The sequence below is a fragment of the Salinibacter sp. 10B genome (assembly GCF_002954405.1).
GTDB lineage: Bacteria > Bacteroidota > Rhodothermia > Rhodothermales > Salinibacteraceae > Salinibacter.
In genome coordinates, this window is sequence record NZ_MQWC01000004.1 from 634,521 (window position 1) to 657,169 (window position 22,649).

The window sequence follows — 22,649 nt, forward strand, 5'->3', positions numbered from 1 at the left end:
GAGCCGCCTCTCGCATGCAAACCGTCTGGATTGCCCGCCACGCCAACCGACAAGACTTTGCCGATCCCAACTGGGCTGACACCGCCGACCGCCCGCACGATCCCGGCCTTTCGACGGACGGGGTTGAGCAGGCCCAGCAGTTGGCCCGTCGGATCAACGATCTCGACGTGGACCGCATCGTCGCCTCCCCCTTCCTCCGAACGGTCGAAACGGCCCACTATGCCGCTGAAGCCGTCGACGAGCCGGTCTTTATTGAGCCTGGCCTCGGGGAATGGCATAACGATGACTGGTTCGACGCCCCGCCGAGCACACTCCCGTTTCCGGCCTTGGCTCGCCGCTTCGATCGCCTGTCCCCTCATCACACACCGTGTCGCACCCCGAGCTATCCAGAATCGAAACATGAAGCACTGGGCCGCCTCGGCGCTACGGGACAGTGCCTGACAGAAACGTTCCCTGAAGAAACGCTCCTACTCGTCGGCCACGGCATTACCGTCCAGGGCATCTTGCACGGCCTAGTACGTTCAGACCTCCCCAATCCGGGCTGTCCGCTCGCGAGCCTTACCCAGGTCGTCCGCCAGGAGGACGGATGGACCCTCCGCACCCGGAACGACACCCGCCACCTCGAAAACGGGGCCCGAGCCTCTCGCCGACTGGCCTGACGCTCCGATCCGGAATGGAACCAGTCCTACCTACCCCCAACAATATTGAAGAAAAAATTAAATACAAAATACTCCGAAAACTTTTATTCTGTCCCCTGTATATCCTCTCGCATTTGTATTTACACGGTGCTCCTCACTTCGATAGACTCGTGGCTCATCTTCATCGGAGGTGATCCGACGTGCCCGACTCCTCGTCCGATCAGGATTCCGATCCTCCTCCCTGGCCCCAACGGCTGTACGATAGTATTTGGCTGATCGCGGGGACTGCGATCGTGTTTTGGGTATTATCCTACGTGATTTGGGGCGTCATCGACCTTCTCACACTCCCTGGAGGTGGTTGACATGGCTTCACCAATCGAACCGCCCACGGGACACTGGTGGAATCATCCGGTTGCGGACACCGAAAAGACGTGGCTCTGGATCTGTCTCTTGACGGCCCTCATCCTCTTCGGCTGGATGGTGGGATGGTCCCATCTTGGAGAGCAGAATCCGACGGGCCATACCTACCGCGTGAGCGCCGAAGCGTATCGCCAGAAAGTGTCCAGCTTTACCGACCAGGCCGTCGACACAGAGCAGGGACTCCGTCCTGCGGGTACGGATGTCTACGTGGCAGCCTATCAGTGGGGATGGGACGGCCTTCCCGTCGTGCTGGAAGCCGGGAAAGAGTACCAGGTCCACCTCGGAAGCTACGACGTGCAGCACGGCTTCTCGGTGCGCGATCAGGAGGACCTCATCCGACAGTTCAACCTACAGATTCTCCCCGGGTACGAGTGGGTCATTCCGATGACCTTCGACGAGCCGGGCACCTACCGCCTCATCTGTAACGAATTCTGCGGGCTTGGACACCGCGTCATGCAAAACAAAATCATCGTGGTGGAGGGTGATTCGTCATGAACCTCGCACTGCTCAGTAACCCGTACGACGAACAGGGCTTCCGGACGTGCTCCGTTACAGGCCTCAATGTCCACCGGTCGGCGGAGCGGCCCACGAAGCTGTTCGTCCTTTCTGCCGTCCTGTCGATGGTCCTCGGCGGGATTGCGGCGCTTTTTGTCGCCCTGACGCGCTGGGAGGCCGTGGGCGTGCTTTCCGCCCCGGCGTTCTATAAGTGGCTCAGTATCCACGCGTGGAGCCTGCTCATCTTCTGGATGGTGTTCATGGAAATCGGGATCCTGTACGTGGGCGGGCCGATGGTGCTGGGCCGTCGCCTACCGGTTCCCCACCTCGCCAAAGCGGGCTGGGGGCTCATGGTCGGATCCGCCGGCCTCATTCTCTACTCCATCTGGATCAGTACGCCCCCCAACTATCAGCCGCTGCTCACCTCCTATGCCCCCCTGAAGTCGCACCCTCTCTTCTACGTCGGGGCCATTCTCTTCATCCTCGGGACCATTGTCGCAGCCCTTCCCTTCTTCGTCGCCATCTGGCAGGAAAAAAGCACGCATCCCCACAAAACCCTGCCGTTGGTCACCTTTGGTGCATTCATGACCTCCATCATCGCGCTGGAGTCGCTGATTGGGGGTCTCATTACCTACGTGCCCACCTTCTTTTGGCGCATCGGCTGGGTAGAGCACATTGACGCCGCCTGGTACCGACAGATGTACTGGACCATCGGCCACGGCACGCAGCAGATCAACCTCGTGGCGATGATCACGATCTGGTACTTCATGACGTACGTGGCGGGGGGAGCCGAAGTCGTAAGTGAGAAGGTGTCGCGCACGGCGTTCATCCTCTACGTCTTCTTCATCAACATGGGGGCGGCGCATCACCTGCTCTCCGATCCCGCCGTCTCGTCGCAGTGGCGCATGTGGAACTGCTCGTACGCCACCTACGGCGCGGTCCTGGCAAGTTTAATTCATGCCTTTGCCCTGCCCGCCGGGCTGGAGGTCGGCCGCCGGAAGAAGGGGCTGGGCGATGGCTGGTTCGGCTGGCTGAAAAGCGCTCCGTGGTCCGACCCCGGTTTTTCCGCCACTGCGTTCAGCATCATTCTGTTCGGATTTCTGGGCGGTACCACCGGCGTCCTTATGGGACAAATGCAGCTCAATACGCTGCGCCACAATACGTTGGCTGTGCCCGGCCACTTTCACGGCACTGTGGCGGTTGGCACCACACTTGCCTTCATGGGCTTCCTGTTCTACGGCATCAAGCTGCTGTTCCGCCGCGACTGGATCGCGAAGGGACTGGCCCGCGCGCAACCGTTTTTCTATGCTGGCGCCATGAGCATAGCGGTGATGGCCATGATGTCGGTTGGCATCGTCTACGGTCTTCCCCGCCGACACCCCTCTACGACCAGCATCCCCGGCACGGACTTTAGCTTCGCCGCGGCCTCTCCCCTCCTCGCAGCAATGGGAATTATGGCAATTCTCGCCATCCTGGCCGGCGCTGCTTTTGTAATCGTGGCCGTTGGGTCTCTCCTCTTCGGCGAAGAACTCTCCCCCGCCGACATGCTGCCGAATTATTCGACCCTCCCGGAAACCGACCAGCCCACGCATGCCATTTCGATGCGGGGCACCGCGGCCCTCACGGGCTTCTTCCTCCTGGTCCTCGGGGCCCTGTATGGGCTCGACTGGATGTGGCTCGCCCACCTGTGGGAATTCGGATTGTAGTTCTGCGGGATTCGTGAAGCGGAAACGGTCGGAATCTCTCTTCGCAGTTCGCGTCTCACGAATCCCGGGTCTCCATTCACGGCTTCAAGCTCGACAAGGCATTCCCTTCATAAATCCGGAGCCTCTTTCCAATGAAAAAACCAGATGCCTCTGAAGACCCAGGCTTCCTCCCTGCCATGCTGCTGATTGGCTTTCTGTTCGTACTGTCCGTGGCTGGCGTCGTGCACTCGCTTATCGCAACCTTCGCGGGATGAGACTCCATTCATGAGCCGGGAACTCCTGCTCCAATAGTAATTAGGACAGAGAGGTACGAAATAAATGGCGATTCCACCATATGCTCTCCAAAAGCTGCGAATACGGACTCCGGGCGTCGCTTTACCTTGCTTCTCTGGAGCAGGAGGGATACGTGTCAATTGGCACGATCAGTGAGGAGTTGGACATTTCGTTCCCGTTCCTCACAAAGATCTTCCAGAAGCTCAACGACGCCGGTCTCCTTGACTCTCGTCGAGGGCCGAACGGGGGCGTTGCCCTCACTCTCCCCGCTGAGGAGATCACCCTCTACGAGATTGTCGTCGCGATTGACGGCGATGATCTGTTCGAAGAATGTGTGCTGGGCCTTCCCGGATGTGGCGAGGCAGAACCCTGCCCTCTCCACGAGCAGTGGGCGGACGAGCGGGATCGCGTGGAAAACATGTTTCAGAACACGACCCTCGCTGAACTGCCTGAGGTCCGACTTGCGGCCTTCGATTAACAGGGCATTTTTCTTTTTTGGAATAAAAGAATATAAAACACTCTTCTAAACGTAATTCGGCTCCACGATCCTCCTTGCATCAGAGGACGCCTCCCCAAACCGCTCGACACTGCACGTAGACCCCTGAACGCCATTATGTCCCTTTCCGCTGACACCCCTGTTGCCGAACTCGTGACCGACCAGCCGGGTCGTGCCCGCATTTTCGAAGAATTAGGCATCGATTACTGTTGCGGGGGCGACCACTCTCTGGCCGAGGCCTGTCGGAAAAATGACCTCGACCCTGAGACTGTGGTCCGCATGTTGAATGCCACCGTGCAGTCTGGGACCTCCCCCTCAAAGGACTGGACCAAAGCATCTCTTGGCTCCCTGATGGACCATATCGTCGAGACGCACCACGACTATCTACGGAGCGAGTTGCCCCGACTGGAGCAGTTGCTCTCTCGGGTGGTGCAGGCACATGGGACCGAGGTGCCCTGGCTGGACCCAACGCTGGAGGTTTTTCAGACGCTCAAGCTGGATCTCGAGACGCACATGATGAGCGAGGAGGAACGGGTCTTTCCCTCCATCCGCGCCCTGACGACAGATGGGGATGCTCCCGAAACCGGCCTGGATGAGAATGGGATCGACAAGATGATTCGTGAACACGATGATGCCGGAACGGCTCTGGAGCGTCTTCGCGACCTCACGAACGGGTTTACCCCTCCCGCGGGGGCGTGCCCAAAATTCCGGGCCGCACTGGACGGGCTCGACGAACTGGAAACGGATATGCACCAACACGTCCACAAGGAAAACAACATCCTCTTCCCTCGCGCCCGCGCTCTGGCGTGATCGAATGCGCCCCCACGTCGGGATCTCCTCCACACCGCGCCCCGACCTCGCCCCACTGAAGGGCCGCCGCGGGCTCTTGTTCTTGAGCCTGGATGTCCATCGCCGCACTCATCAACCGCCGGTTCCATGCAGACGGACCTTTCAATTGATCTCGACCTCATCCGCCGCTACAACCAACCGGGCCCGCGGTACACGAGCTACCCGACAGCCCCGCACTTCACCGACGAGTACGGCACGGAGGCCTTCCGCCGGGACCTCTCAGAGGCCTCCTCGAACACGCCACTCTCCCTGTACCTGCACCTTCCCTTTTGTCAGTCGCTGTGCTACTACTGCGGCTGTCACATGAAGGTGACACAGAATCCGGAGACGATCGAAACGTACCTTACGGCCCTCAAGCAAGAGATTGACCAATTGGCGGCCGCGGTGGACACGTCTCGTCCCGTCGTGCAAATGCACTGGGGAGGCGGCACCCCCACGTATCTGTCCCCCGACCAAATCCGGGACCTCGGCGCACATCTCCGGCATCGATTTTCGTTTGCGTCAGACGCGGAGATCAGTCTGGAAGCGGACCCACGAACAGTAACGGCGGAGCGCATGGCAGCGGCCGCCTCGGTGGGCTTCAACCGAGTCAGCTTCGGGGTGCAGGACGTGAACCGAGAGGTGCAAGAGGCCATCAACCGGGTACAACCGATCGCGATGGTTGAAGAGGCCGTGGGGTGGGCACGGGAGTACGACTATAACGGAGTAAATGTCGATCTCATCTACGGACTCCCTCATCAGACGCTCGACCGTTTCGACCGCACGCTCGACGTGACGCAGCGTCTGGCGCCGGACCGCATCGCCGTCTACAGCTATGCTCACGTCCCGTCCATCAAAAACCACCAGCGAGTCATCGATCAGGAGGCGCTGCCGTCGCCCGACGAAAAGTTGCGTCTCTTCGAACGGGCTCTGGAGCGCCTCACCGGAAGCCAAAATGGGCGCGCCTACCGATTTATCGGCATGGACCACTTCGCGCGCCCCGATGATCCGCTGTCGGTGGCGCAGGACGAGGGCACCCTCCACCGCAACTTTCAGGGCTACTCCACGCGTGCCGGCGCCGAAATTCTGGCGCTGGGCATCTCCGGCATCAGTCAACTGAGCGGAGCCTACGCACAAAATGTGAAGGCCTTTCCGGCGTACTACGATCGGATCGAGAGCGACCGCCTCGGAACCTACCGGGGATACCGGCTCACTTCCGAGGACCGACTGCGCCGACACGTAATCATGCAGCTTATGTGTCACTTCCACCTGCAAAAGGCCGACATTGAAGAACGCTTTGCGGTTGACTTCGATCGTCGATTCGCCTCGGCTCTTGAATGGCTGAAACCAATGGAGGGAGACGGGCTCGTGACGCTTACCCCCGAGGCCATTCACGTGCGCCCAGAAGGCCGACTTCTCATCCGCAACATTGCGATGGCCTTCGATGCCTACTGGAGAACCGACGAGGAGCAGCCCGTCCACGCGCAAACCGTTTGACGATTGCGTATTTCGTGGAGCGCAGGCTAAACCGTGTCGGAGCACGAAATACGGAATTCGAAATACGTACGATCTACTCTCGTCCATAGCACTTTTTTCCTCAATGCCCCCCTCCTCAGACGCTGAAAATCCGGTTCTTATCGTCGGCGCCGGCACCATCGGCCTCTCCATTGGCTGGGAATTAGCACGCGCCGGAACGCCGGTGGAGATCTTCGATCGTGGGGAGCCGGGCCGCGGGGCTACGTGGAAGGCGGGCGGCATGCTCACGCCCGACGCCGAACTGCAGTTTGAGGAACCGGAGCTGTACCGGTTGAATCACGAAAGCCTGCGGCGCTGGCCGTCGTTTGTGGAGACGCTGGAGGATGCAACCGGAATCGACCTGGGCTTTCGTACGGAGGGCACGCTCACTGTGGCCCCCGATGAGGATAGTGCCGCCGCAATGGAGCGCGTCTACCGCTACCAACAGAACATTGGCGCCGACGTGGACCGCCTGACAGGCGCTGAGGCACGCGACCGGGAGCCCTTTCTCGCTCCTCACGTGGCCGGAGCCGTGTATACCGACGATGCGCAGGTCGACAATCGGGCCCTCGTGCGCGCACTGGTCACGGGCATCGAGCAGCAGGGCGGGGCCCTCCACTCCCCCACGCGCATTGAGGCAGTAGAGCCGGATGCTCACTCCCCTGCCCTCCGGACGGCCGCGGGAGAAAGAATCGAGGGACGACAGGTCATCATCGCGGCCGGAGCATGGTCGCGTCAAATCGACGGACTGGACGATGCGGTTCGTCCCCCCGTTCGTCCCGTCAAAGGCCAAATCATCGAGCTGGTGAGCCGTCCGACCTTCGACCTCCAGCACGTCGTTCGCGGGCCGGACGCCTACCTGGTCCCGAAGGCAGACGACCGTCTCCTCGTAGGAGCGACAAGTGAGGAGAAGGGCTTCGAGAAATCCGTGACGGGCGGTGGACTCTACCACCTTTTGGAAGGAGCTTTGGAGCTCGTGCCCGGAATTCGAGAACTCACGGTCCAGAATCTCGACGTCGGCCTTCGCCCTGGCACCCGCGACAATGCTCCCCTCCTCGGCCCCTCTGGTGCCCCCGGCGTGGTCTATGCCACGGGCCATTATCGACACGGCATCTTGCTTACCCCCGTTACCGCTCAGGAAATCACGACGTACGTCGAGTCCGGAACCGTCTCCGACTGGCTGGAGCCTTTCCTCCCCACCCGCTTCGCCGGCGCGGCCCCAACCGCCTGACCCAGCGCGATGGGGTCTCGGTCATGACGTCCCCTCGAAAAGCTCTTCCGTACAGGCGTCCCGCCAGGACGCCCCAGCGGACCCATTTACTGTTCAGTTCAAGCCCCAATCCATATGTCCCGCGACACTCTCGATCCCTCTTCTCTTCCTTCCATCATCCAGGGCGGCATGGGCATCGGCGTCTCCTCCTGGCGCCTGGCCCGGCACGTGGCCCAGCGCGGCGAGATCGGCGTCGTGTCCGGCACCGCCATCGATTCGGTGATCATCCGTGAGCTGCAGGACGGCGATCCAAATGACCGGCGCCATGTGCTTCGCACGTATCCGGATGAGGACATTGTTGATCATCTGCTCGACCGCTTCTACCGGCCCCAGGGGCGGGACGAGCAAGAGCCGTACGACCTCCTCCCCATCCACCAGTTCAACCCTAAGGTGAAGTCGCAGCGTATCCTGGCCGCAGCCACGTACACCGAGGTACGCATGGCATGCGAGGGGCACGACGGCCTCGTGGGCCTGAACTTGATGGCTGAGCTTAAGCGGTACTCGCTTCCCTGCCTCTACGGCGCCATGCTCGCAGGCGTGGACCTTGCCTTCATTGGGGCGGGCATTCCTCTCGACGAAGCGAAGCAAATTCCGAAGCTGGCGGCGGGAGAGCCGGCACAGCTACGACTGGATGTGGATACCACTCAGCTCGACGATCCCGACGGGCCGTATACCTACGATCTTGATCCTGCCGACCTCTTAGACGCTCCGCCTTCTCTGGATCGTCCCTCCTTTTTCCCTATCATCTCGTCGGATGCCTTGGCCCGGATCATGGATGCCAAGCTGCCGGACGAGCACATCGACGGCTGGGTGGTAGAGGGGCCGGTCGCCGGGGGACACAACGCTCCCCCTCGCAACAAGCAATACGAGGACGACGACACCCCCATCTACGACGAGAAAGATGTGGCGGACCTCGATCGCATCCGCGGCCTGGGCAAGCCTTTCTACCTGGCAGGCGGATACGGCTCCCCGGAGGGCCTCCAGTTTGCCCACGACGTGGGTGCTACCGGAATCCAGGTCGGATCTCTTTTTTCCCTTACCGACGAATCGGGCTATCCCGACGATATGACGCGGAAGCTCATTCGCGGCCTCCATTCCGGAAATGTCACCGTACGCACGGACGGACGGGTGTCCCCCACGGGCTTTCCCTTCAAGGTGCTCACCCTCTCGGGCACACTCGCCGAGGAGGATCGGGCCCAGCAGCGGTCGCGCATCTGCGATCTCGGGTACCTAAGGACCCCCTACGTTGACGAAAAAGGGCGCCTCCTGGGCCGTTGCCCGGCCGAACCGGTGGACGACTACCTGCGAAAAGGGGGCGATGAAGCCGACACAGACGGCCGGAGTTGTCTCTGCAATGCCCTTATGGCGAACATCGGACTTCCTCAGTACCGCAACGATTACACCGAGCTCCCCCTTTACACCGGCGGCGATGCCCTTCTCAATCTCCCGCTGGGCTCAGTAGAAACACCGCAGTACGACGCCGACGACGTGCTCGATTACCTGTACGGCAATCGGCCGACTCTATACGACACCGTTGGAACGGCCTCGGCGAAGGTGTCGTGACCACGGGGAAACATTCTGCCGTCCCTATTGCGTCTCCGCAACTGCCCCCCGATGTTTTGGGGAGTACCGCAATGGACGTCAATTTCTCCGGTTCTCATGGCTGATTCGATCACGACCCTTTCGACTGCGGAGTTCGCCCGCCGCGTAGAGGCTCCCAACCACAATATTCTTGACGTGCGCCCAATGGCTGCCTACAATGGATGGCAGCTGAATGGGGAGCCTCGCGGGGGGCACGTGCCCGGGGCCAAAAGTATTCCGCAACACTGGACCCAGTATATGGACTGGGTGGAGGTTCCCGACGAGAAGGAGTTGGACGAAGCCACTCCGATCACCGTGTACGGGCACACCGTTGAGGCCCCCGAAGCGATGGCTGACAACTTGGCCCGTCTGGGATACGAGAACATCAGCCTCTACCCCGACTTCGTGGAAGAATGGACGGCTGACCCCAATCGCCCCCTCCGCCGCCTCGACCGCTACCGGCAGCTTGTGCCCCCTGCCTGGGTGCGAGATCTCATTCACGGCAACGCGCCCGACGGGTACGATGGAGAAGAATACGTGCTCTGTCATGCGCACTTCAACGACCGATCGGATTACGACAACGGTCACATTCCCGGGGCAATCCCCCTCAACACGAACCGGCTCGAATCGCCGGAGACCTGGAACCGGCGCTCACCGGCAGAGCTTAAAACTGCGCTCGAAGAGTTGGGCATTCGTCACGACACCACCGTGGTCCTCTATGGTCGATTCTCACACCCGACCTACGAGCAAGAGCATCCCGCCCAGAGCGCCGGCCACCTGGGGGCAATGCGCTGCGCCGCCATCATGCTCCACACAGGTGTTGAGGACGTTAAAATCCTCAATGGCGGCATGAATCGATGGGAATCGACCGACTATGCCGTGTCGACTGACTTAACCTCCCCCACCCCGGTGGACGACTTCGGTGTGGAGGTGCCTGCTCATCCTGAATACATGGTGGATCTGCCGAAGGCACAATCGCTTCTCGATGCCGAGGACGGCGAACTCGTAAGCGTTCGCAGTTGGACGGAGTTCATCGGGGAGTGGAGTGGCTACCACTACATCGATGAAACCGGTCGTATTCCCGGCGCGATCTTCGGCAATTGTGGCAGCGATGCGTACCACATGGAGAATTACCGCAACTTCGACTACACGACGCGGGAGTTTCCGGAGATTGCCGAGAAATGGATAGAGGGCGGCATCACGCCCGACAAGCACATTGCCTTCTACTGTGGCACGGGCTGGCGGGGCAGCGAGGCCTTCATGAATGCGTATCTCATGGGCTGGCCACGGATCTCTGTCTACGACGGCGGCTGGTACGAATGGGCCCACCATCCGGATACGCCGACCGCGACCGGGCCTCCCACTACCCCCGCGTAATTCTGCTCCGAAGGCAATCAGTCGGCGTGAGAATCGCGTTAGCGACTATTGCGAGTTGATCGTTTTGCAATTGAGGAATTGCCCTTCGGTACGGCCGTGAGGATACCAACGCCGGGAGCTCTATTCCGGTAGGAAGCAGGATTCCGTAGCGCCGTTGGAGTGTAGGATTGCAAAATTATCCGCCGGACGAGAGAGATGTCCCCGTTGTAGCGTCGTTGGAGTCCAACGACGCACAGAGGACATTGACCTTTGTAGAAAACGACCAATCCAGTGTCACGGCCTGTCGGTCCTGCGATGAATCTCGTAACGACACAGTCCAAGGTGCTTCTAAGGCCATCCTTGACCGCGCCGACGATACGAGAGGGGTTTGCGTATTGCACCGCCGGACCTCCTGTCTGAAGTCTGCAGCAGGACTTGGTATGAGACACGCTTTGCAACGTGCTCGTTCCAACCATTCCGAAGCCCAGATGCACAGAGAAGCTGGGCATTCGATGTTCTTGAGCCCCCCTTCAGACGGGGCAGAATCTAGACATGGAGGACGAAGTTCTGAAAGGCAAACAGAAAAGCAAACGCAAGGGTGACAGCCGTCCCAACGGTCGGCCCGGACGTGGTCTCAAGCGCATCCGGAATCAGTTCAGCAAACACCATCCAGATCATAGCCCCCGCTGCGAGCCCCAACCCGACGGGCAAAAATGGCTCAAAGAAGAGCACAAACAGGAATGCAGGAAGTGCCATCAAGGGTTGTGGCAAACTGGTAAAAATGCTCCATCCTGCAGCCTTCCACAACGGCGTCCCTCGTGGAATGAGCACGAGACTGATCGCTAACCCTTCGGGAATATTGTGAACGGCAATCGCGGCGGTGATAAACATTCCAAGCTCATCGCCCCCTCCAAAGGACACCCCCACGCCGACCCCCTCCGCGAACGAATGCGCCGTCATGACTCCTAGAATAAGTAAGGCCTTTCGCGCATCGGCCCCCGCCAACTCAGCAACGTCGTGGCCGTCCTGCGACTGAATCAGCGTATTGGCGAGAACGATGGCCGCAAGCCCCACGAGAATGCCGATGAGGGTTCGCGCCTCCCCCAGGGACGAGCCTTCAACCACCAGGCTATGGCTTGCGGCCAACATTAACCCTCCAGCCGCGGCATTAAAGACCCCGAGCCACCAATCGCTAAACTGCTGGACAAAAAGAAATGGCAGTGCGCCGAGGCCGGTCGTAATGGCCGTTACGCCGGCGGCTAGAACGACCGTTAGTACGTTGGTCTCAATCATCGTGCCGTCGTGAATATCAGTCGTTTCGGAATGAAGTGTGATACCAAATCTGGATGCAGGCGTCAGGTACGGACAGGCGTCCTTCGTTCGCAGAGGGCGGCCTGAAGGTGCGAGGGTCTTAGCACCGCTGAACGCCAACGACGCTGCAGATCATTTCATGCCTGGCCTCATGCACCCGACTTGGGTGGATGCCCTACCCCGCAGAACGCCGTTCGCAAAGACGGCGATTTCTGTGCGGGACGGAGTTCGGAAATGGACAATCATCTTCGATCGACGGTATTATTTCGCCAGTACCGGCTGGAGTTGATCGCGGTAGGCCGTATGACAGCCCACACATCCGTCCCGGATCCGTGTGTATTTCTTTAGCACGCCCGACCAGTTGCGCGCTTCCGCCGCACTGACCAGTTCAGTGGCCGTTGTGTGAACGGTTTTGTCAAATCGGACGAAGTTCTGAAATTCGGCCCCAAGGGTCTTCTTGATTTTGGCAATCTGAGCGGGCGGAATCTTCGGGTGATTGGCAATAGACGCTGCCCCCTGCTGAATCAGATCGTACTCCTCGTGCCAAATGCCGGTATTGATTCGGGCCATGTCCTGGGCAAGCCCCACCATCAAGAGGCGCAACGGCTTCGTGTCAACGGTATCGGACGAGGTGACCGGTTCCCTCGGTTTTATAGGTTGTGTGGCGGAAAATAACGTCCCTCCAATCAACAGAAGTGCAACGGGAAAGAAAAGCGGCAGCCAGAATCGAGAATCAATACGCATGAGATTGAAATACTAGAGTTTATGGAGTCGAAGAGGTTGTGAAACGACACACAAAAGGACAGCGGAGGAGCCGACAGCCAAACGCAGATGCTGTCGTCAGCCGGTGGGCCGGTCCGTCGGGGCCAGAAGACGCATTCCGTTGACCGTCACCACGAGAACGGAGGCCTCATGGATGAGCATTCCCCCAGCCATGCCAACGGCCCCATAGAAAACGGCCCCAAGAAGTCCTGCAACGGTGGCGAGAGCAATCACGACGTTTTGTCGAATGGCTGTGAGCGTACGTCGAGAAAGAGAGATGGCCTCCGGTATTTTTAAGAGATCATCGGACATGAGCGCAATGTCGGCCGTTTCGAGTGCTACATCCGTCCCTGCCACTCCCATGGCAATGCCCACATCAGCGCTGGCAAGCGCCGGAGCGTCGTTGATCCCATCCCCCGCCATAGCGACGACCGTCCCGTCCTGCTGCAACTGTTCAACAACGGCAAGCTTGTCGTCGGGCATCTGCTCGGCTCGCACGTCCTCGATCCCCACTTCTGTCGCGAGCGCCTCGGCAGTGCGGCGATGGTCCCCCGTGAGTATGACGATGGGATCGAGTCCGGTGGCTTTGAGTCGTCGGACGGCGGTCGTAGCGGTTGTCCGGAGGGTATCGGCAAAGCGTACGATGCCCGTTACCTGTCCCTCCACGGCAACCAGGACCGCCGTATCTCCGGCCTCTCTGCAGTCTTGAAGATGATCTCGAGTGACCTCTCCCACCGCGATTCCCTGTGTCTCCATCCACTCGGCCCGCCCCACCACCACGGGCTGTCCCGCGACGACGGCCCGCACGCCTCGTCCCGTTGCACTCTCAAACTGGGCCGGGGCGTCCCACCCGTTCGCTCCCGGCACCGCCGCCCGAATGGCCAACGCCAGAGGATGATCGGATCCGGCCTCGGCCCGTGCCGCCCACTCCAATATCGATTGCTGCCGGTGGGACCATCCCTCCTGATCCTCAGGAGCCCCGTCTCTCTCCTCCGGCACCGGAATTACGTCCGTGACGCGGGGACGTCCTTCCGTGAGCGTCCCCGTCTTGTCCAGCGCCAGCGCCGAAATCCTCCCTGCCCGTTCGAGGTGCACGCCTCCCTTGATCAGAATGCCGTCGCGCGCCGCTCGACCGAGGCCAGACACGACTGACACCGGCGTCGCGATGACGAGTGCTCCAGGACACCCAATCACAAGCAGGGTGAGTGCCAGATGAGTATCCCCCACCAAAAGCCCAACACCGCCGCTCAGCGCGATGATCGCAGGGGTGTACCATTGTGCAAACCGGTCGATGATGCGTTGTGTAGGGGCCTGGGCCTCCTGCGCCTCTTCCACTCGCTGGATAATGCCCGCCAGTGTCGTGTCGCGACCTGTACTGTCCGCCCGAATCCGCAACAGGTCTGCCTGATTGATGCTTCCTGCGTATACCTCATCGCCCTCTCCTTTTTCAGCAGGCATCGACTCTCCCGTAATCGGGCTTTCATCAACCGCCGAGGCTCCCTGCAGCACGGTTCCATCAACCGGAACAGTGGCCCCCGGCCTTACGATCACTGTCTCACCGGGATGCACCTCACGGGCCGGAACAGAACGCTGCTGTCCCTCCCGCACCACGAGGGCCGTGGACGGCGCCTGGTCAATGAGGTCCTTGAGGGCCCGGCGAGTGCGACGCATCGTGCGGGCCTCCAGGGTCGCGCCCAGCAAAAAAAGAAACGTGACTGCGGCCGCCTCCCAGTACGCCCCAATCACGACCGCCCCCGCCGCCGCCACGGTGACGAGCAGCTCAATGCTCACGTGCCGATTCCACAGGCTCTGGACCGCCCGCCAGGCAATATTCCCCCCAGCCGTAAGTGCTGCCCCCACCATAAGCCCCGACCGAAGAGACATCCACCCGGCTCCGTACTCTGCCACAAGGGCTCCCCCAATCAACATCCCGCTGACCACGGTGAGTCCCTCCCGGCGTCGACGGGGATGACTCAACCAGTGCACGAATGAGAAAACCCCAAGGAAAGAGGACATCGCGGAAGGATATGAGGGAAAAAAGCGACAATCGGACCTCAGAACTGCCATTCAGAATGCCGATACTTCCGCCTCATACCCGGCCCGCTCGACCACCGCTACGAGGTCGGCCTCCGTTAAATGATCGGCGTCGTATTCCACCTCAATCCGGCCGGTGTTGAAGTGTACCGTGGCGTCGTTCACTCCTTCCGTACCGGTAAGCGACGTCTCGACAGTTTCCACACACGACGGACACGACAAGTCTTGACTGCGAAGCGTGGTCTGCATAAGACTCAAGTGGTTGGATCCGAATCGGTGGAGGGTGCATCTAGATCGACAGAAGACTCGCCTCCCGTTCCCTCCGGTCCTTCGAGGGCATGGAGCACGCGGCATTCACTGGGATCACTATGGGCGTCACAGGCTTCATCCAGTTCCACAAGCTTCTCCCGAATCCGACGGAGGTCCTGAATCTTGGACTCTACCTCCTCAATCTTTGCCTGGGTCTTCTCCCGAATGTCCGTCCCGGCATCGGGCGCGGCCCGAAGGGAAAGCAGCTCTCGAATTTCGCTGAGCGTGAAGCCAAGTTGCTTCGCCCGCTTGATGAACCGAATGTGGGACACGTGCTCGTCACCAAACTGACGATGCCCGGCCGCACTCCGCGGAACGGGAGGCAGGAGCTCCTTCTCCTCGTAGTATCGGACGGTGTGTATATTCACATCCGTACGTTCAGCAATTTCCCCCGTCGTCAGGGTCGACATGGCTGGCAATCTCGTGTCTTGATCATCATCAATGCACCCTCCCCTACGCCCTAGAGTATGGTCTAGGGTTTCGGGACACTTCTGGTATACACCAAACCTTCACGCTTCGGGCATCGCACTGCCTCTACATCTACAGTGCCTCGACTCCAACGCATACAGCCGCACTACAGAGACGGGATCGGCGGCGGTACGTCACAGGGCACAGCGCTAAAGCAGAACGTGCTGCTCGCTGTCGTACACAGAGGCTGACGGGTACCTGCGTCGATGAACTCGTTGCCCGTCATGCAAACCGCGAGATAGTGTAAGAGGTGAGCACATCGTGAAGGGACGAAACTCGCTTCTACGTCAACTCGTCACCCGCAATTGTGCTGGTGAGCCGGTAGTTTTGCTCTTTCGTCTCCTGTGCAGTCTCGGCCAGAGTGGCCCGTCGAAAAAGGAGTTCCAACTGATCCCGTTGCTGGGCCCAGGACTGATGAAGTGGACAGGGCTCTTGCTCCCCGCATCCTGGCAAGCCCAGTACGCACTCCGTAAACAACTCCTCCCCATCCAGCGCAACCACCACTTCATAAAGCGTTATGGTCGTGGGATCGCGCGCCAGGGCTACTCCGCCGCTCGGCCCACGCCGGGACGTCGTCAACTCTGACTCATTTAGGGATTGAAAAATCTTGCCGAGAAAGGCGAACGAGATATCGAGTCGCTTGCTGATCTCGCGGAGCGAAACGTACCCTTCTCCCTCTTCGGCAGAAAGGTACAGGAGCGCGCGAAGTCCATACTCGCAGCTATTTGAGAGAAGCATCAGGTCAAAAACGAAAAGGGATGAACGAAGAATACTGCTCTTTCTACCAGGAACCCGTCGTGTCCGGCTGTCCTCTCGGCGCGCTCTCTCCCACAATCTCGACCCTCATTCTCGCACCGATCCTGAATCATGAGGACAGGACTCGTTTGATGCAAACGACCCTCCGAGTGCATGACGCTCGCCAATAAATTCCGACTCCCGGAGCCGTGCGGAGCCGGCGAAGGGATGCCGTCGGAAAAGCATCCAGCCTGCGACCATCACCAGCCCAAGGGACGCCCACGCCGCCACCGTAAACGCCATCGTCCCCCCAGGCCCCCAGGGTGTCAATGGAATAAGCGTGCACAGCACTCCTCCGACTGCCCCATACAGAACCGCAAGGTCCGTCGTGTTCCGCCCTCCCCACACCTCATGCGCCGCTACGACGAGCGTGAGCGTGAGAAATCCGAGCAGCATCAAGTGCAGGTACAAAATCCGTAATCCGTGGATTTCCCCCAACCAAAGCCCCGGCACGAGACTTCCCACCAGCTGAGCACCGGCCTTCAGCAGTACGCACGCGAGCGGTACTCCCCAGAGCCAGCGCCGTCCCTTGGCGGAAAGACAATTCACGAGTCGGATGCCCATCGCAAACAGGCCAAGGGCAACCAGCGTCCCCCCGATTCGCCCGGCCACCTCCAGCTCGAGCGATAGGCCCGACGCCGGGAGACTGAGCAGAAACGTTAAGGGAAGTCCAGCCACCACCAGCCCCACACTGCTCGCGCTCGGCGCCGACGGCGACGGCTCCAATATGGCGAAGGCAACCCCCAGTCCCCCGAGCACAAACCACCCTTCCGAAAACAGGTCCAGAAACACGTGAGTCAGTCCTTGAGCAATCAGTGGGCTATGGACGCCAAGCAAAGGTAGCAAGGAGAGACTCCACGCCCCTAAAGTGGAAAGAACGAGAGCCCCGACTGCCACGTCCCAGAGCCGGAGTGCTCCGCGTCGGGGATGTGGGTATGTGACGACAATATACAACCCCACAAAGCCATACCATCCGATAATGTTGAGCCCAGCCCCCACCACGGCAATGGGCATCTGTACGGATCCAATCTGTACCACTGAGTACCCAAAGAGGAGAAACGGCGGATAGGCCAGCACTGCCGCCGCAAGCGTGCTTCCTGCAATCCATCGAAATGCCCGCCCCCACCCAGCGGTCAAGGAGGCCGGCAAGCACCGCCAAATAAGCACCATGAGGGCTGGCGTGCCCCACCCAAAGTACATGAGATGAGAATGGGCATGACGAACGTTTTCCAACTCCAGCGGCCCAGTGCCCCCATACACCATTCCGAAACGGAAGACGGCACCGGTGGCTCCTGCCAACACAAATAACAGCAGTGCTCCCCACCATACCCACGCTCCTTTCGGCGATGGGCCAACCGGCGTTTGGCTGCGCTGAGGCAAGGTGGAAACGGACGACGGCATGAGCTTCGGACAACTGATCGAACGGAATTCGGAAGCAATATACGGGCGCACCCTTCCCATTTCGGACCAAATAGTCTTCTTTTCAAAATATACACACTCCTCCGTCCCTCTCGATCTAAACGCTCTTTCTGGAGATCCTTGGGTCTCCTATCTCGCCCCGTGAGCGGGATTCGCACGTCCTCCCTCATTTCTTCGCGTGTTCTCCCCGGACATCGCTTGTTTATCGGACAAAAAAGTCCGAAATATAGAATGGCGGCCGACGAAGCCTGTCTTCTCCCCGGTTGCTCTCGTGTACGTCTACCGCCCTCACATCTACCGATTGTTGTTATGACTTTTCGTCCCCTCCCTTTTTTGCTTCTCGCCGCCACCCTCATTCTTAGCACCCTGACCTGGACTGCCTGCACGCAGGGGACCGCCGATCCGGTCCCAGACGAAGCGGTCGCCGCCGCTGAGGCGTCGAAAGAGCCGGTTGAGCCGCGCGTTCGGGGCACCGTCAAACCCGCTACTGCCGACGACGCCCGGCTGCCTGACGTTACGCTTCCGCCCCTGCGCGGCACCGAAACTGCACCGCTGACCTTCGCCCCGGAAGTCCCGGCTCCCATTACCCGCTCGCATGCCTCTCGCGTGGTCGTCGACATGGAGGTGATTGAAGTCGTCAAGGAGTTGGCCGACGGCGTACAGTACACTTTCTGGACGTTCGGCGGTGAAGCCCCTGGGCCCATGGTGCGCGTCCAAGAGGGCGACCTCGTGGAGTTTAATCTCCACAACCACCCCGACAACAAAGTGCCTCACAACATCGACCTGCACGCCGTGACCGGTACGGGCGGCGGTGCTGAAGCCTCCTTCGTGGTCCCCGGCAAGTCGGCTACGTTTGAGTTCCGCGCCATCAAGCCCGGCCTCTACGTCTACCACTGTGCCACGGCCCCGGTTGGCCTCCACATCGCGAACGGCATGTACGGTCTCATCCTTGTGGAACCAAAAGAAGGCCTGCCTACCGTCGACCGTGAGTACTACGTAATGCAGAGCGAATTCTACACGCAGGGTGCGTTCAAAGAGAAAGGCATGCAGCCGTTCAGCATGGACAAAGCCCTGTCCGAGACGCCGGAGTACGTGGTCTTTAACGGTGGTGTCGGCGCGCTCACCAACGAGAATGCCCTGCAGGCCGCCGTCGGGGAAAACGTCCGCCTTTTCGTGGGCAACGCCGGTCCGAACCTCACGTCCAGCTTCCATGTGATCGGCGAGATGTTCGACAAGGTGTACGGCGAAGGCGGCACGGCCCTCGCGCAGGAAAACGTGCAAACGACCTCGATTCCCGCGGGCGGCTCTACGATTGTCGACTTCCAACTCGACGTGCCCGGTACCTACACGCTCGTCGACCACGCCATCTTCCGCGCCTTCAACAAGGGCGCGATCGGCATCCTGAAGGCCGTGGGCCCGGAAAACGAGGACCTTTTTTCTGAGCAGAAGAGCCTCACGGACTACCGCGGCGCAGACGCGGAGGCCACGAAGACGCCCGCCGGCGAGTAACTGTGCTAATGATCGGGGATCGTCCGCATCTCGGGCGGTCCCCGCTCTGATTCCCCCTTGCTCCAGCTAGGGCACCCTCATCAATCATCAGTTCCTCATTCCAACATTATGACTCTACACTCTTCGCTCCTGGACATATAGAAGGACTTCTCACTAAGAAGTCGATTCGGGCCGTACGCACAGCAGACCCAAAAACGCCCATATCCACGTACGCATTCCGGCTCAACCAGAAAAACGCCAGTCAGAAGAGCCCCTTACCGTTCCACCTAGTTTTCCTCCCCTAACCGTTTTCTGCCATGTCTCGCTCCTCGCTCATCTGGATTACCCTGGGATTGGCCGTCGCCGGACTGGGCTTGGTCCTCACGAGTGCAATGAGTGACCCGTGGGCTTCCGGCGTCTCGGCCACGCAGGATACGATGGTCCGCATTCCGAGTGGCACCTATCAGCCGCTCTACGCGGCCCCGACGGACACGGCGGCAACCCAGGTAGAGGGATTCTGGCTCGACCGCCATCCGGTGACAAAGGCCGAGTACCAGGCCTTCGTCGAGGCCAACCCGTCGTGGCGTCGCTCGCGGGTGTCGACGCTGTTTGCCGACGGCGGGTATTTGAACGACTGGCGCGGGGACCTGGATTTTGGACCGGACTCGCTGGCCCATCGCCCGGTGGTCAACGTGTCTTGGTTTGCCGCACGGGCGTACGCCGAGTGGCGCGGCACGCGTCTCCCTACGACGGCCGAATGGGAACGGGCCGCCGCGGCAAGTGCCACCCGCGAGGATGGAATGAACGATCCTGGCCTCCGCGACCGAATCGTGGCGTGGTACAGCCGTCCGACGCCGAATCCCCTCCCGCCCGTCGGCTCCACCAGAGAAAACGTGTGGGGCGTGTGGGATCTGCACGGACTGGTGTGGGAGTGGACGGAGGACTTCAACACGGCCCTCGTGACAGGGGAGTCGCGCAACGACAGTGACCTCGACCGGCAACTCTTCTGCGGCAGCGGCTCGGTGGGCGCCGCAGACTTCGAGGACTACGCCGCCTTCCTGCGCTACGCGTTCCGCAGCGGCCTGGACGGCGCATACACGGTGCCGAATCTCGGCTTCCGCACCGCCGCCGACCTCTCTCCTCGTTAACCCCTCCGCCCGTCGCCTTGACACGCCTGCTCTTTCCTATTCTGCTTTTCAGCCTCAGCGTGCTCCCGCTCGGATGCACCTCGACCGATGCGCCGTCCGCCTCCGATCCTTCAATCACCGCGTACCACGTGAGTGGACGGGTCGTGCAACGTCAGGACGACGACCGTACGCTCCTCGTTGAGCACGAGGCCATCCCCGGATACATGGCGGCAATGACGATGGAGTTTACGGCCAAATCTCCCCGGGAAATTGACGGTGTGAGCGTAGGAGATGCGATCCGATTTCAGTATGTTGTAGGGGATGACGACATGTGGATCGAAGACGTTGAGCGTCTTGTGGATACGGCGCTTCCCAAGCACCCATCCAAGGCAGACGTCCCGACGCGCATCACGCCGACCGCGGCGTCCCTTTATCAGCTCGAATCGACCTGGACGATGCAGGACAGTCGGCGGATTGATCTCGCTGCGTTTCACGGCCGGCCCGTGCTGATGGCAATGGTCTTCACCCACTGCAGCTACGCCTGCCCCGTCATTGTGCGGGACATGAAGCGCATCACGTCGTCTCTTCCCGCTGAGGTGGACGATATCGTGCAGCGGGTGCTCGTGTCCATCGACCCGGCCCGCGATACGCCCGAGGCCCTCACGCGCTTCGCAACCGCCCACAGTCTGTCACTAGACCGGTGGACGCTCTTGCGTGGCGCCCCGAACGATGTACGTACGCTCGCAGCCCTGCTCGGCGTCCGCTACAAGCCGGACGGCGACGGGCAGTTTGCCCACACCAACCTCATTACGCTCCTGGATGCCGAAGGCGAAATTGTCCACCAACAGGAAGGCCTTGAGAGGAACCCTTCCGAGATTAGCATGGCACTCCACAATGCGAAGTGAGCACTCTCTTGTGATCCCGCTTCTGAATACGACTACACAGGACACTCTCCTACTTTCCAACCCTCAACTTTTTACCCAAAAGAACTGAGATACGAGCAGACCGCTCAGAAAAATACCCACCCACAAACCAACGCAATCGACTCTCTACCATGACCTTTCGCCTCCTTCCCCTCCTTCTGTCTCTCTCCCTCCTCCTCATCGGCCTCACGGGCTGCGGCGGTGCTGAAGCAGAGCCCGATGGCGCTGCGGTCTCATCGATAACGATCACGCCCGTCGGCAATCAGATGGAATTTGAGCAGACCGAGTTCACCGTCACGGCCGGCTCTGAAATCACGCTCACGTTCAACAACACCGCCACGAGCCCGGCGATGGAACACAACGTGCTTTTTCTCACCGACAACGAGGAGGCCACGATCAACCGTGTCGGGCAGGCCGCAATGGGCGCCGCCTCCAACGCGTACGTCCCTGAGGATGACGCCGTCCTCGCAGCCACGGACCTCGCCAAGCCGGGCGAAACCGTCACCCTGACGTTTACAGCTCCGAGCGAGCCCGGCGAGTACGCCTACATCTGCACGTTTCCCGGCCACTATGCCATGATGCAGGGCACGATGCGCGTGACGGAGTGACCGAGGACGCCCCAACAAAACAGAAAAAGCCCCTTGGAGCCAATTCAAGGGGCTTTTTTCGTGGTCAGAGCTGTACCATCGGCCCGTGTACCACACAGGAAACCAGGGGGAAGACCTATTCCATACAAAAGAGTCCGAATTCTTTTCCAAACATGTCCCGGCTTCGAAAACTGGCCTCGCCATGTCCGAAACGCTCCACCTCTTCTCCATCTGGCTCCACATTCTCGCCGCTACGGTCTGGATCGGCGGCATGGCGGCCCTGGGGCTTTTGCTGGTCCCCCTCCTGCGCCAAGAGCGGTTTCAAGACGTCGCGCGGCCCCTCCTCTATGCCTCCGCCCTCCGCTTTCGCTGGATTGGGTGGGGCGCACTGGCTGTGCTCGTCATCACCGGACTGGTGAATGTGCGGGCGCAAGGGGTGTCCTGGGCCTCTTGGCTTGCGTTGGACTTCTGGACGACGGCATGGGGCGCGGCCCTCGGCGGGAAGCTCCTGCTCGTCGCTCTCACACTAGGAATCAGTGCTGTTCACGACTTTCATTTCGGACCAAAGGCCATCCGTCTCATGCAAAATGCTCCCGAGAGTCCGGAAGCGGAGCGCATGCGGTGGTGGTCCAGTTGGCTCGGCCGCCTGACACTTCTTCTGTCGCTCGGCATTCTCTGGTTTGCCATTCTCTTGCCCCGAGGAGGACTCTAAGAGACGGTTTTCATTTCACACGCTGCGATCTGCTTCTGGGCTACGAATATATCGGCATCGGGTGTGGAGACGGCCGTACACTAAAGCAGGGTCTAATGCCGATCTTGCCCTCTCCCCTCGCCCCAATTGAAGAGAG

Annotated in this window: 20 protein-coding genes and 1 pseudogene; 14 read left to right on the forward strand and 7 right to left on the reverse strand. The window is 60.3% G+C overall.

All coding sequences use genetic code 11. The annotated features are described in order from the left end of the window. Positions 1 to 14: 14 nt before the first annotated feature. The 9 genes from BSZ35_RS02885 to BSZ35_RS02925 all read left to right on the forward strand — a co-directional run bounded on the left by BSZ35_RS02885 (position 15) and on the right by BSZ35_RS02925 (position 10,599). The gene (locus BSZ35_RS02885) at positions 15 to 659 is read left to right on the forward strand and encodes a histidine phosphatase family protein (RefSeq protein WP_105011043.1); all 645 of its coding nucleotides are present in this window, start codon (positions 15 to 17) and stop codon (positions 657 to 659) included. A gap of 342 nt (positions 660 to 1,001) precedes the next feature. Next, entirely contained in the window at positions 1,002 to 1,553 is a 552-nt protein-coding gene (locus tag BSZ35_RS02890) for a cytochrome C oxidase subunit II (protein ID WP_105011044.1), read from the forward strand. Further along, positions 1,550 to 3,259 (forward strand): cbb3-type cytochrome c oxidase subunit I, encoded by a 1,710-nt coding sequence (locus BSZ35_RS02895; RefSeq protein ID WP_105011045.1) that lies wholly within the window; start codon positions 1,550 to 1,552, stop codon positions 3,257 to 3,259. The genes BSZ35_RS02890 and BSZ35_RS02895 overlap by 4 nt, the downstream gene beginning before the upstream one ends. A 334-nt stretch (positions 3,260 to 3,593) precedes the next feature. After that, complete coding sequence (locus BSZ35_RS02900) at positions 3,594 to 4,010, forward strand: Rrf2 family transcriptional regulator (protein WP_105011046.1); 417 nt, start codon at positions 3,594 to 3,596, stop codon at positions 4,008 to 4,010. A gap of 135 nt (positions 4,011 to 4,145) precedes the next feature. Next, entirely contained in the window at positions 4,146 to 4,838 is a 693-nt protein-coding gene (gene ric / locus BSZ35_RS02905) for an iron-sulfur cluster repair di-iron protein (protein WP_105011047.1), read from the forward strand. A 126-nt stretch (positions 4,839 to 4,964) separates the two neighbouring features. Then, on the forward strand, positions 4,965 to 6,353 hold the full coding sequence (gene hemN, locus BSZ35_RS02910; RefSeq protein ID WP_105011048.1) for an oxygen-independent coproporphyrinogen III oxidase: 1,389 nt from the start codon (positions 4,965 to 4,967) through the stop codon (positions 6,351 to 6,353). A gap of 103 nt (positions 6,354 to 6,456) precedes the next feature. Continuing rightward, positions 6,457 to 7,602: a glycine oxidase ThiO gene (gene thiO, locus BSZ35_RS02915; protein ID WP_105011049.1), complete on the forward strand. Its 1,146-nt coding sequence runs from the start codon at positions 6,457 to 6,459 to the stop codon at positions 7,600 to 7,602. 114 nt (positions 7,603 to 7,716) lie between these two features. Continuing rightward, complete coding sequence (locus BSZ35_RS02920) at positions 7,717 to 9,204, forward strand: nitronate monooxygenase (protein WP_105011050.1); 1,488 nt, start codon at positions 7,717 to 7,719, stop codon at positions 9,202 to 9,204. Positions 9,205 to 9,300: 96 nt separating this feature from the next. Continuing rightward, positions 9,301 to 10,599, forward strand: a complete 1,299-nt coding sequence (locus BSZ35_RS02925; protein ID WP_258096044.1) for a rhodanese-like domain-containing protein — start codon at positions 9,301 to 9,303, stop codon at positions 10,597 to 10,599. A 525-nt stretch (positions 10,600 to 11,124) separates the two neighbouring features. Here BSZ35_RS02925 and BSZ35_RS02930 read toward each other — a convergent pair. The 7 genes from BSZ35_RS02930 to BSZ35_RS02960 form a co-directional block, all read right to left on the reverse strand. Next, on the reverse strand, positions 11,125 to 11,871 hold the full coding sequence (locus tag BSZ35_RS02930) for a ZIP family metal transporter (RefSeq protein ID WP_105011052.1): 747 nt from the start codon (positions 11,869 to 11,871) through the stop codon (positions 11,125 to 11,127). A 279-nt stretch (positions 11,872 to 12,150) separates the two neighbouring features. Next, positions 12,151 to 12,633, reverse strand: coding sequence for a hypothetical protein (locus tag BSZ35_RS02935; RefSeq protein ID WP_146109979.1), 483 nt, complete (start codon positions 12,631 to 12,633; stop codon positions 12,151 to 12,153). Between the two features lie 96 nt (positions 12,634 to 12,729). Beyond that, the gene (locus BSZ35_RS02940) at positions 12,730 to 14,667 is read right to left on the reverse strand and encodes a cation-translocating P-type ATPase (protein WP_105011054.1); all 1,938 of its coding nucleotides are present in this window, start codon (positions 14,665 to 14,667) and stop codon (positions 12,730 to 12,732) included. A gap of 51 nt (positions 14,668 to 14,718) precedes the next feature. Beyond that, the gene (locus tag BSZ35_RS02945) at positions 14,719 to 14,934 is read right to left on the reverse strand and encodes a heavy-metal-associated domain-containing protein (RefSeq protein WP_105011055.1); all 216 of its coding nucleotides are present in this window, start codon (positions 14,932 to 14,934) and stop codon (positions 14,719 to 14,721) included. Positions 14,935 to 14,939: 5 nt separating this feature from the next. After that, on the reverse strand, positions 14,940 to 15,404 hold the full coding sequence (locus tag BSZ35_RS02950) for a heavy metal-responsive transcriptional regulator (RefSeq protein ID WP_105011056.1): 465 nt from the start codon (positions 15,402 to 15,404) through the stop codon (positions 14,940 to 14,942). A 340-nt stretch (positions 15,405 to 15,744) separates the two neighbouring features. Further along, positions 15,745 to 16,200, reverse strand: coding sequence for an Rrf2 family transcriptional regulator (locus BSZ35_RS02955; protein WP_105011057.1), 456 nt, complete (start codon positions 16,198 to 16,200; stop codon positions 15,745 to 15,747). A gap of 105 nt (positions 16,201 to 16,305) precedes the next feature. After that, entirely contained in the window at positions 16,306 to 17,658 is a 1,353-nt protein-coding gene (locus BSZ35_RS02960) for a hypothetical protein (protein WP_146109980.1), read from the reverse strand. Between the two features lie 327 nt (positions 17,659 to 17,985). Here BSZ35_RS02960 and nirK point away from each other — a divergent pair. From nirK to BSZ35_RS02985, 5 genes and pseudogenes are all read left to right on the forward strand, one after another. After that, positions 17,986 to 19,125: pseudogene (nirK, locus tag BSZ35_RS02965) on the forward strand (copper-containing nitrite reductase); the annotation flags it as partial. A gap of 356 nt (positions 19,126 to 19,481) precedes the next feature. Continuing rightward, complete coding sequence (locus BSZ35_RS02970; protein WP_219846572.1) at positions 19,482 to 20,312, forward strand: formylglycine-generating enzyme family protein; 831 nt, start codon at positions 19,482 to 19,484, stop codon at positions 20,310 to 20,312. A gap of 17 nt (positions 20,313 to 20,329) precedes the next feature. Beyond that, positions 20,330 to 21,196, forward strand: coding sequence for an SCO family protein (locus BSZ35_RS02975; RefSeq protein ID WP_105011060.1), 867 nt, complete (start codon positions 20,330 to 20,332; stop codon positions 21,194 to 21,196). 149 nt (positions 21,197 to 21,345) lie between these two features. Continuing rightward, positions 21,346 to 21,822, forward strand: a complete 477-nt coding sequence (locus tag BSZ35_RS02980) for a plastocyanin/azurin family copper-binding protein (protein ID WP_105011061.1) — start codon at positions 21,346 to 21,348, stop codon at positions 21,820 to 21,822. Positions 21,823 to 22,003: 181 nt separating this feature from the next. Continuing rightward, the gene (locus BSZ35_RS02985; RefSeq protein ID WP_105011062.1) at positions 22,004 to 22,513 is read left to right on the forward strand and encodes a CopD family protein; all 510 of its coding nucleotides are present in this window, start codon (positions 22,004 to 22,006) and stop codon (positions 22,511 to 22,513) included. The last annotated feature ends 136 nt before the right edge of the window (positions 22,514 to 22,649 follow it).

Excerpts from the sequence above, each read along its gene's own strand:
- BSZ35_RS02935 (WP_146109979.1), bottom strand. The coding sequence starts at position 12,633 with ATGCGTATTGATTCTCGATTCTGGCTGCCGCTTTTCTTTCCCGTTGCA.
- BSZ35_RS02925 (WP_258096044.1), top strand. The coding sequence starts at position 9,301 with ATGGCTGATTCGATCACGACCCTTTCGACTGCGGAGTTCGCCCGCCGC.
- BSZ35_RS02885 (WP_105011043.1), top strand. The coding sequence starts at position 15 with ATGCAAACCGTCTGGATTGCCCGCCACGCCAACCGACAAGACTTTGCC.
- ric (WP_105011047.1), top strand. The coding sequence starts at position 4,146 with ATGTCCCTTTCCGCTGACACCCCTGTTGCCGAACTCGTGACCGACCAG.
- thiO (WP_105011049.1), top strand. The coding sequence starts at position 6,457 with ATGCCCCCCTCCTCAGACGCTGAAAATCCGGTTCTTATCGTCGGCGCC.
- BSZ35_RS02960 (WP_146109980.1), bottom strand. The coding sequence starts at position 17,658 with ATGCCGTCGTCCGTTTCCACCTTGCCTCAGCGCAGCCAAACGCCGGTT.
- BSZ35_RS02970 (WP_219846572.1), top strand. The coding sequence starts at position 19,482 with ATGTCTCGCTCCTCGCTCATCTGGATTACCCTGGGATTGGCCGTCGCC.
- BSZ35_RS02950 (WP_105011056.1), bottom strand. The coding sequence starts at position 15,404 with ATGTCGACCCTGACGACGGGGGAAATTGCTGAACGTACGGATGTGAAT.
- BSZ35_RS02900 (WP_105011046.1), top strand. The coding sequence starts at position 3,594 with ATGCTCTCCAAAAGCTGCGAATACGGACTCCGGGCGTCGCTTTACCTT.
- BSZ35_RS02955 (WP_105011057.1), bottom strand. The coding sequence starts at position 16,200 with ATGCTTCTCTCAAATAGCTGCGAGTATGGACTTCGCGCGCTCCTGTAC.
- hemN (WP_105011048.1), top strand. The coding sequence starts at position 4,965 with ATGCAGACGGACCTTTCAATTGATCTCGACCTCATCCGCCGCTACAAC.
- BSZ35_RS02985 (WP_105011062.1), top strand. The coding sequence starts at position 22,004 with ATGTCCGAAACGCTCCACCTCTTCTCCATCTGGCTCCACATTCTCGCC.
- BSZ35_RS02920 (WP_105011050.1), top strand. The coding sequence starts at position 7,717 with ATGTCCCGCGACACTCTCGATCCCTCTTCTCTTCCTTCCATCATCCAG.
- BSZ35_RS02930 (WP_105011052.1), bottom strand. The coding sequence starts at position 11,871 with ATGATTGAGACCAACGTACTAACGGTCGTTCTAGCCGCCGGCGTAACG.
- BSZ35_RS02980 (WP_105011061.1), top strand. The coding sequence starts at position 21,346 with ATGACCTTTCGCCTCCTTCCCCTCCTTCTGTCTCTCTCCCTCCTCCTC.
- BSZ35_RS02895 (WP_105011045.1), top strand. The coding sequence starts at position 1,550 with ATGAACCTCGCACTGCTCAGTAACCCGTACGACGAACAGGGCTTCCGG.
- BSZ35_RS02940 (WP_105011054.1), bottom strand. The coding sequence starts at position 14,667 with ATGTCCTCTTTCCTTGGGGTTTTCTCATTCGTGCACTGGTTGAGTCAT.
- BSZ35_RS02890 (WP_105011044.1), top strand. The coding sequence starts at position 1,002 with ATGGCTTCACCAATCGAACCGCCCACGGGACACTGGTGGAATCATCCG.
- BSZ35_RS02945 (WP_105011055.1), bottom strand. The coding sequence starts at position 14,934 with ATGCAGACCACGCTTCGCAGTCAAGACTTGTCGTGTCCGTCGTGTGTG.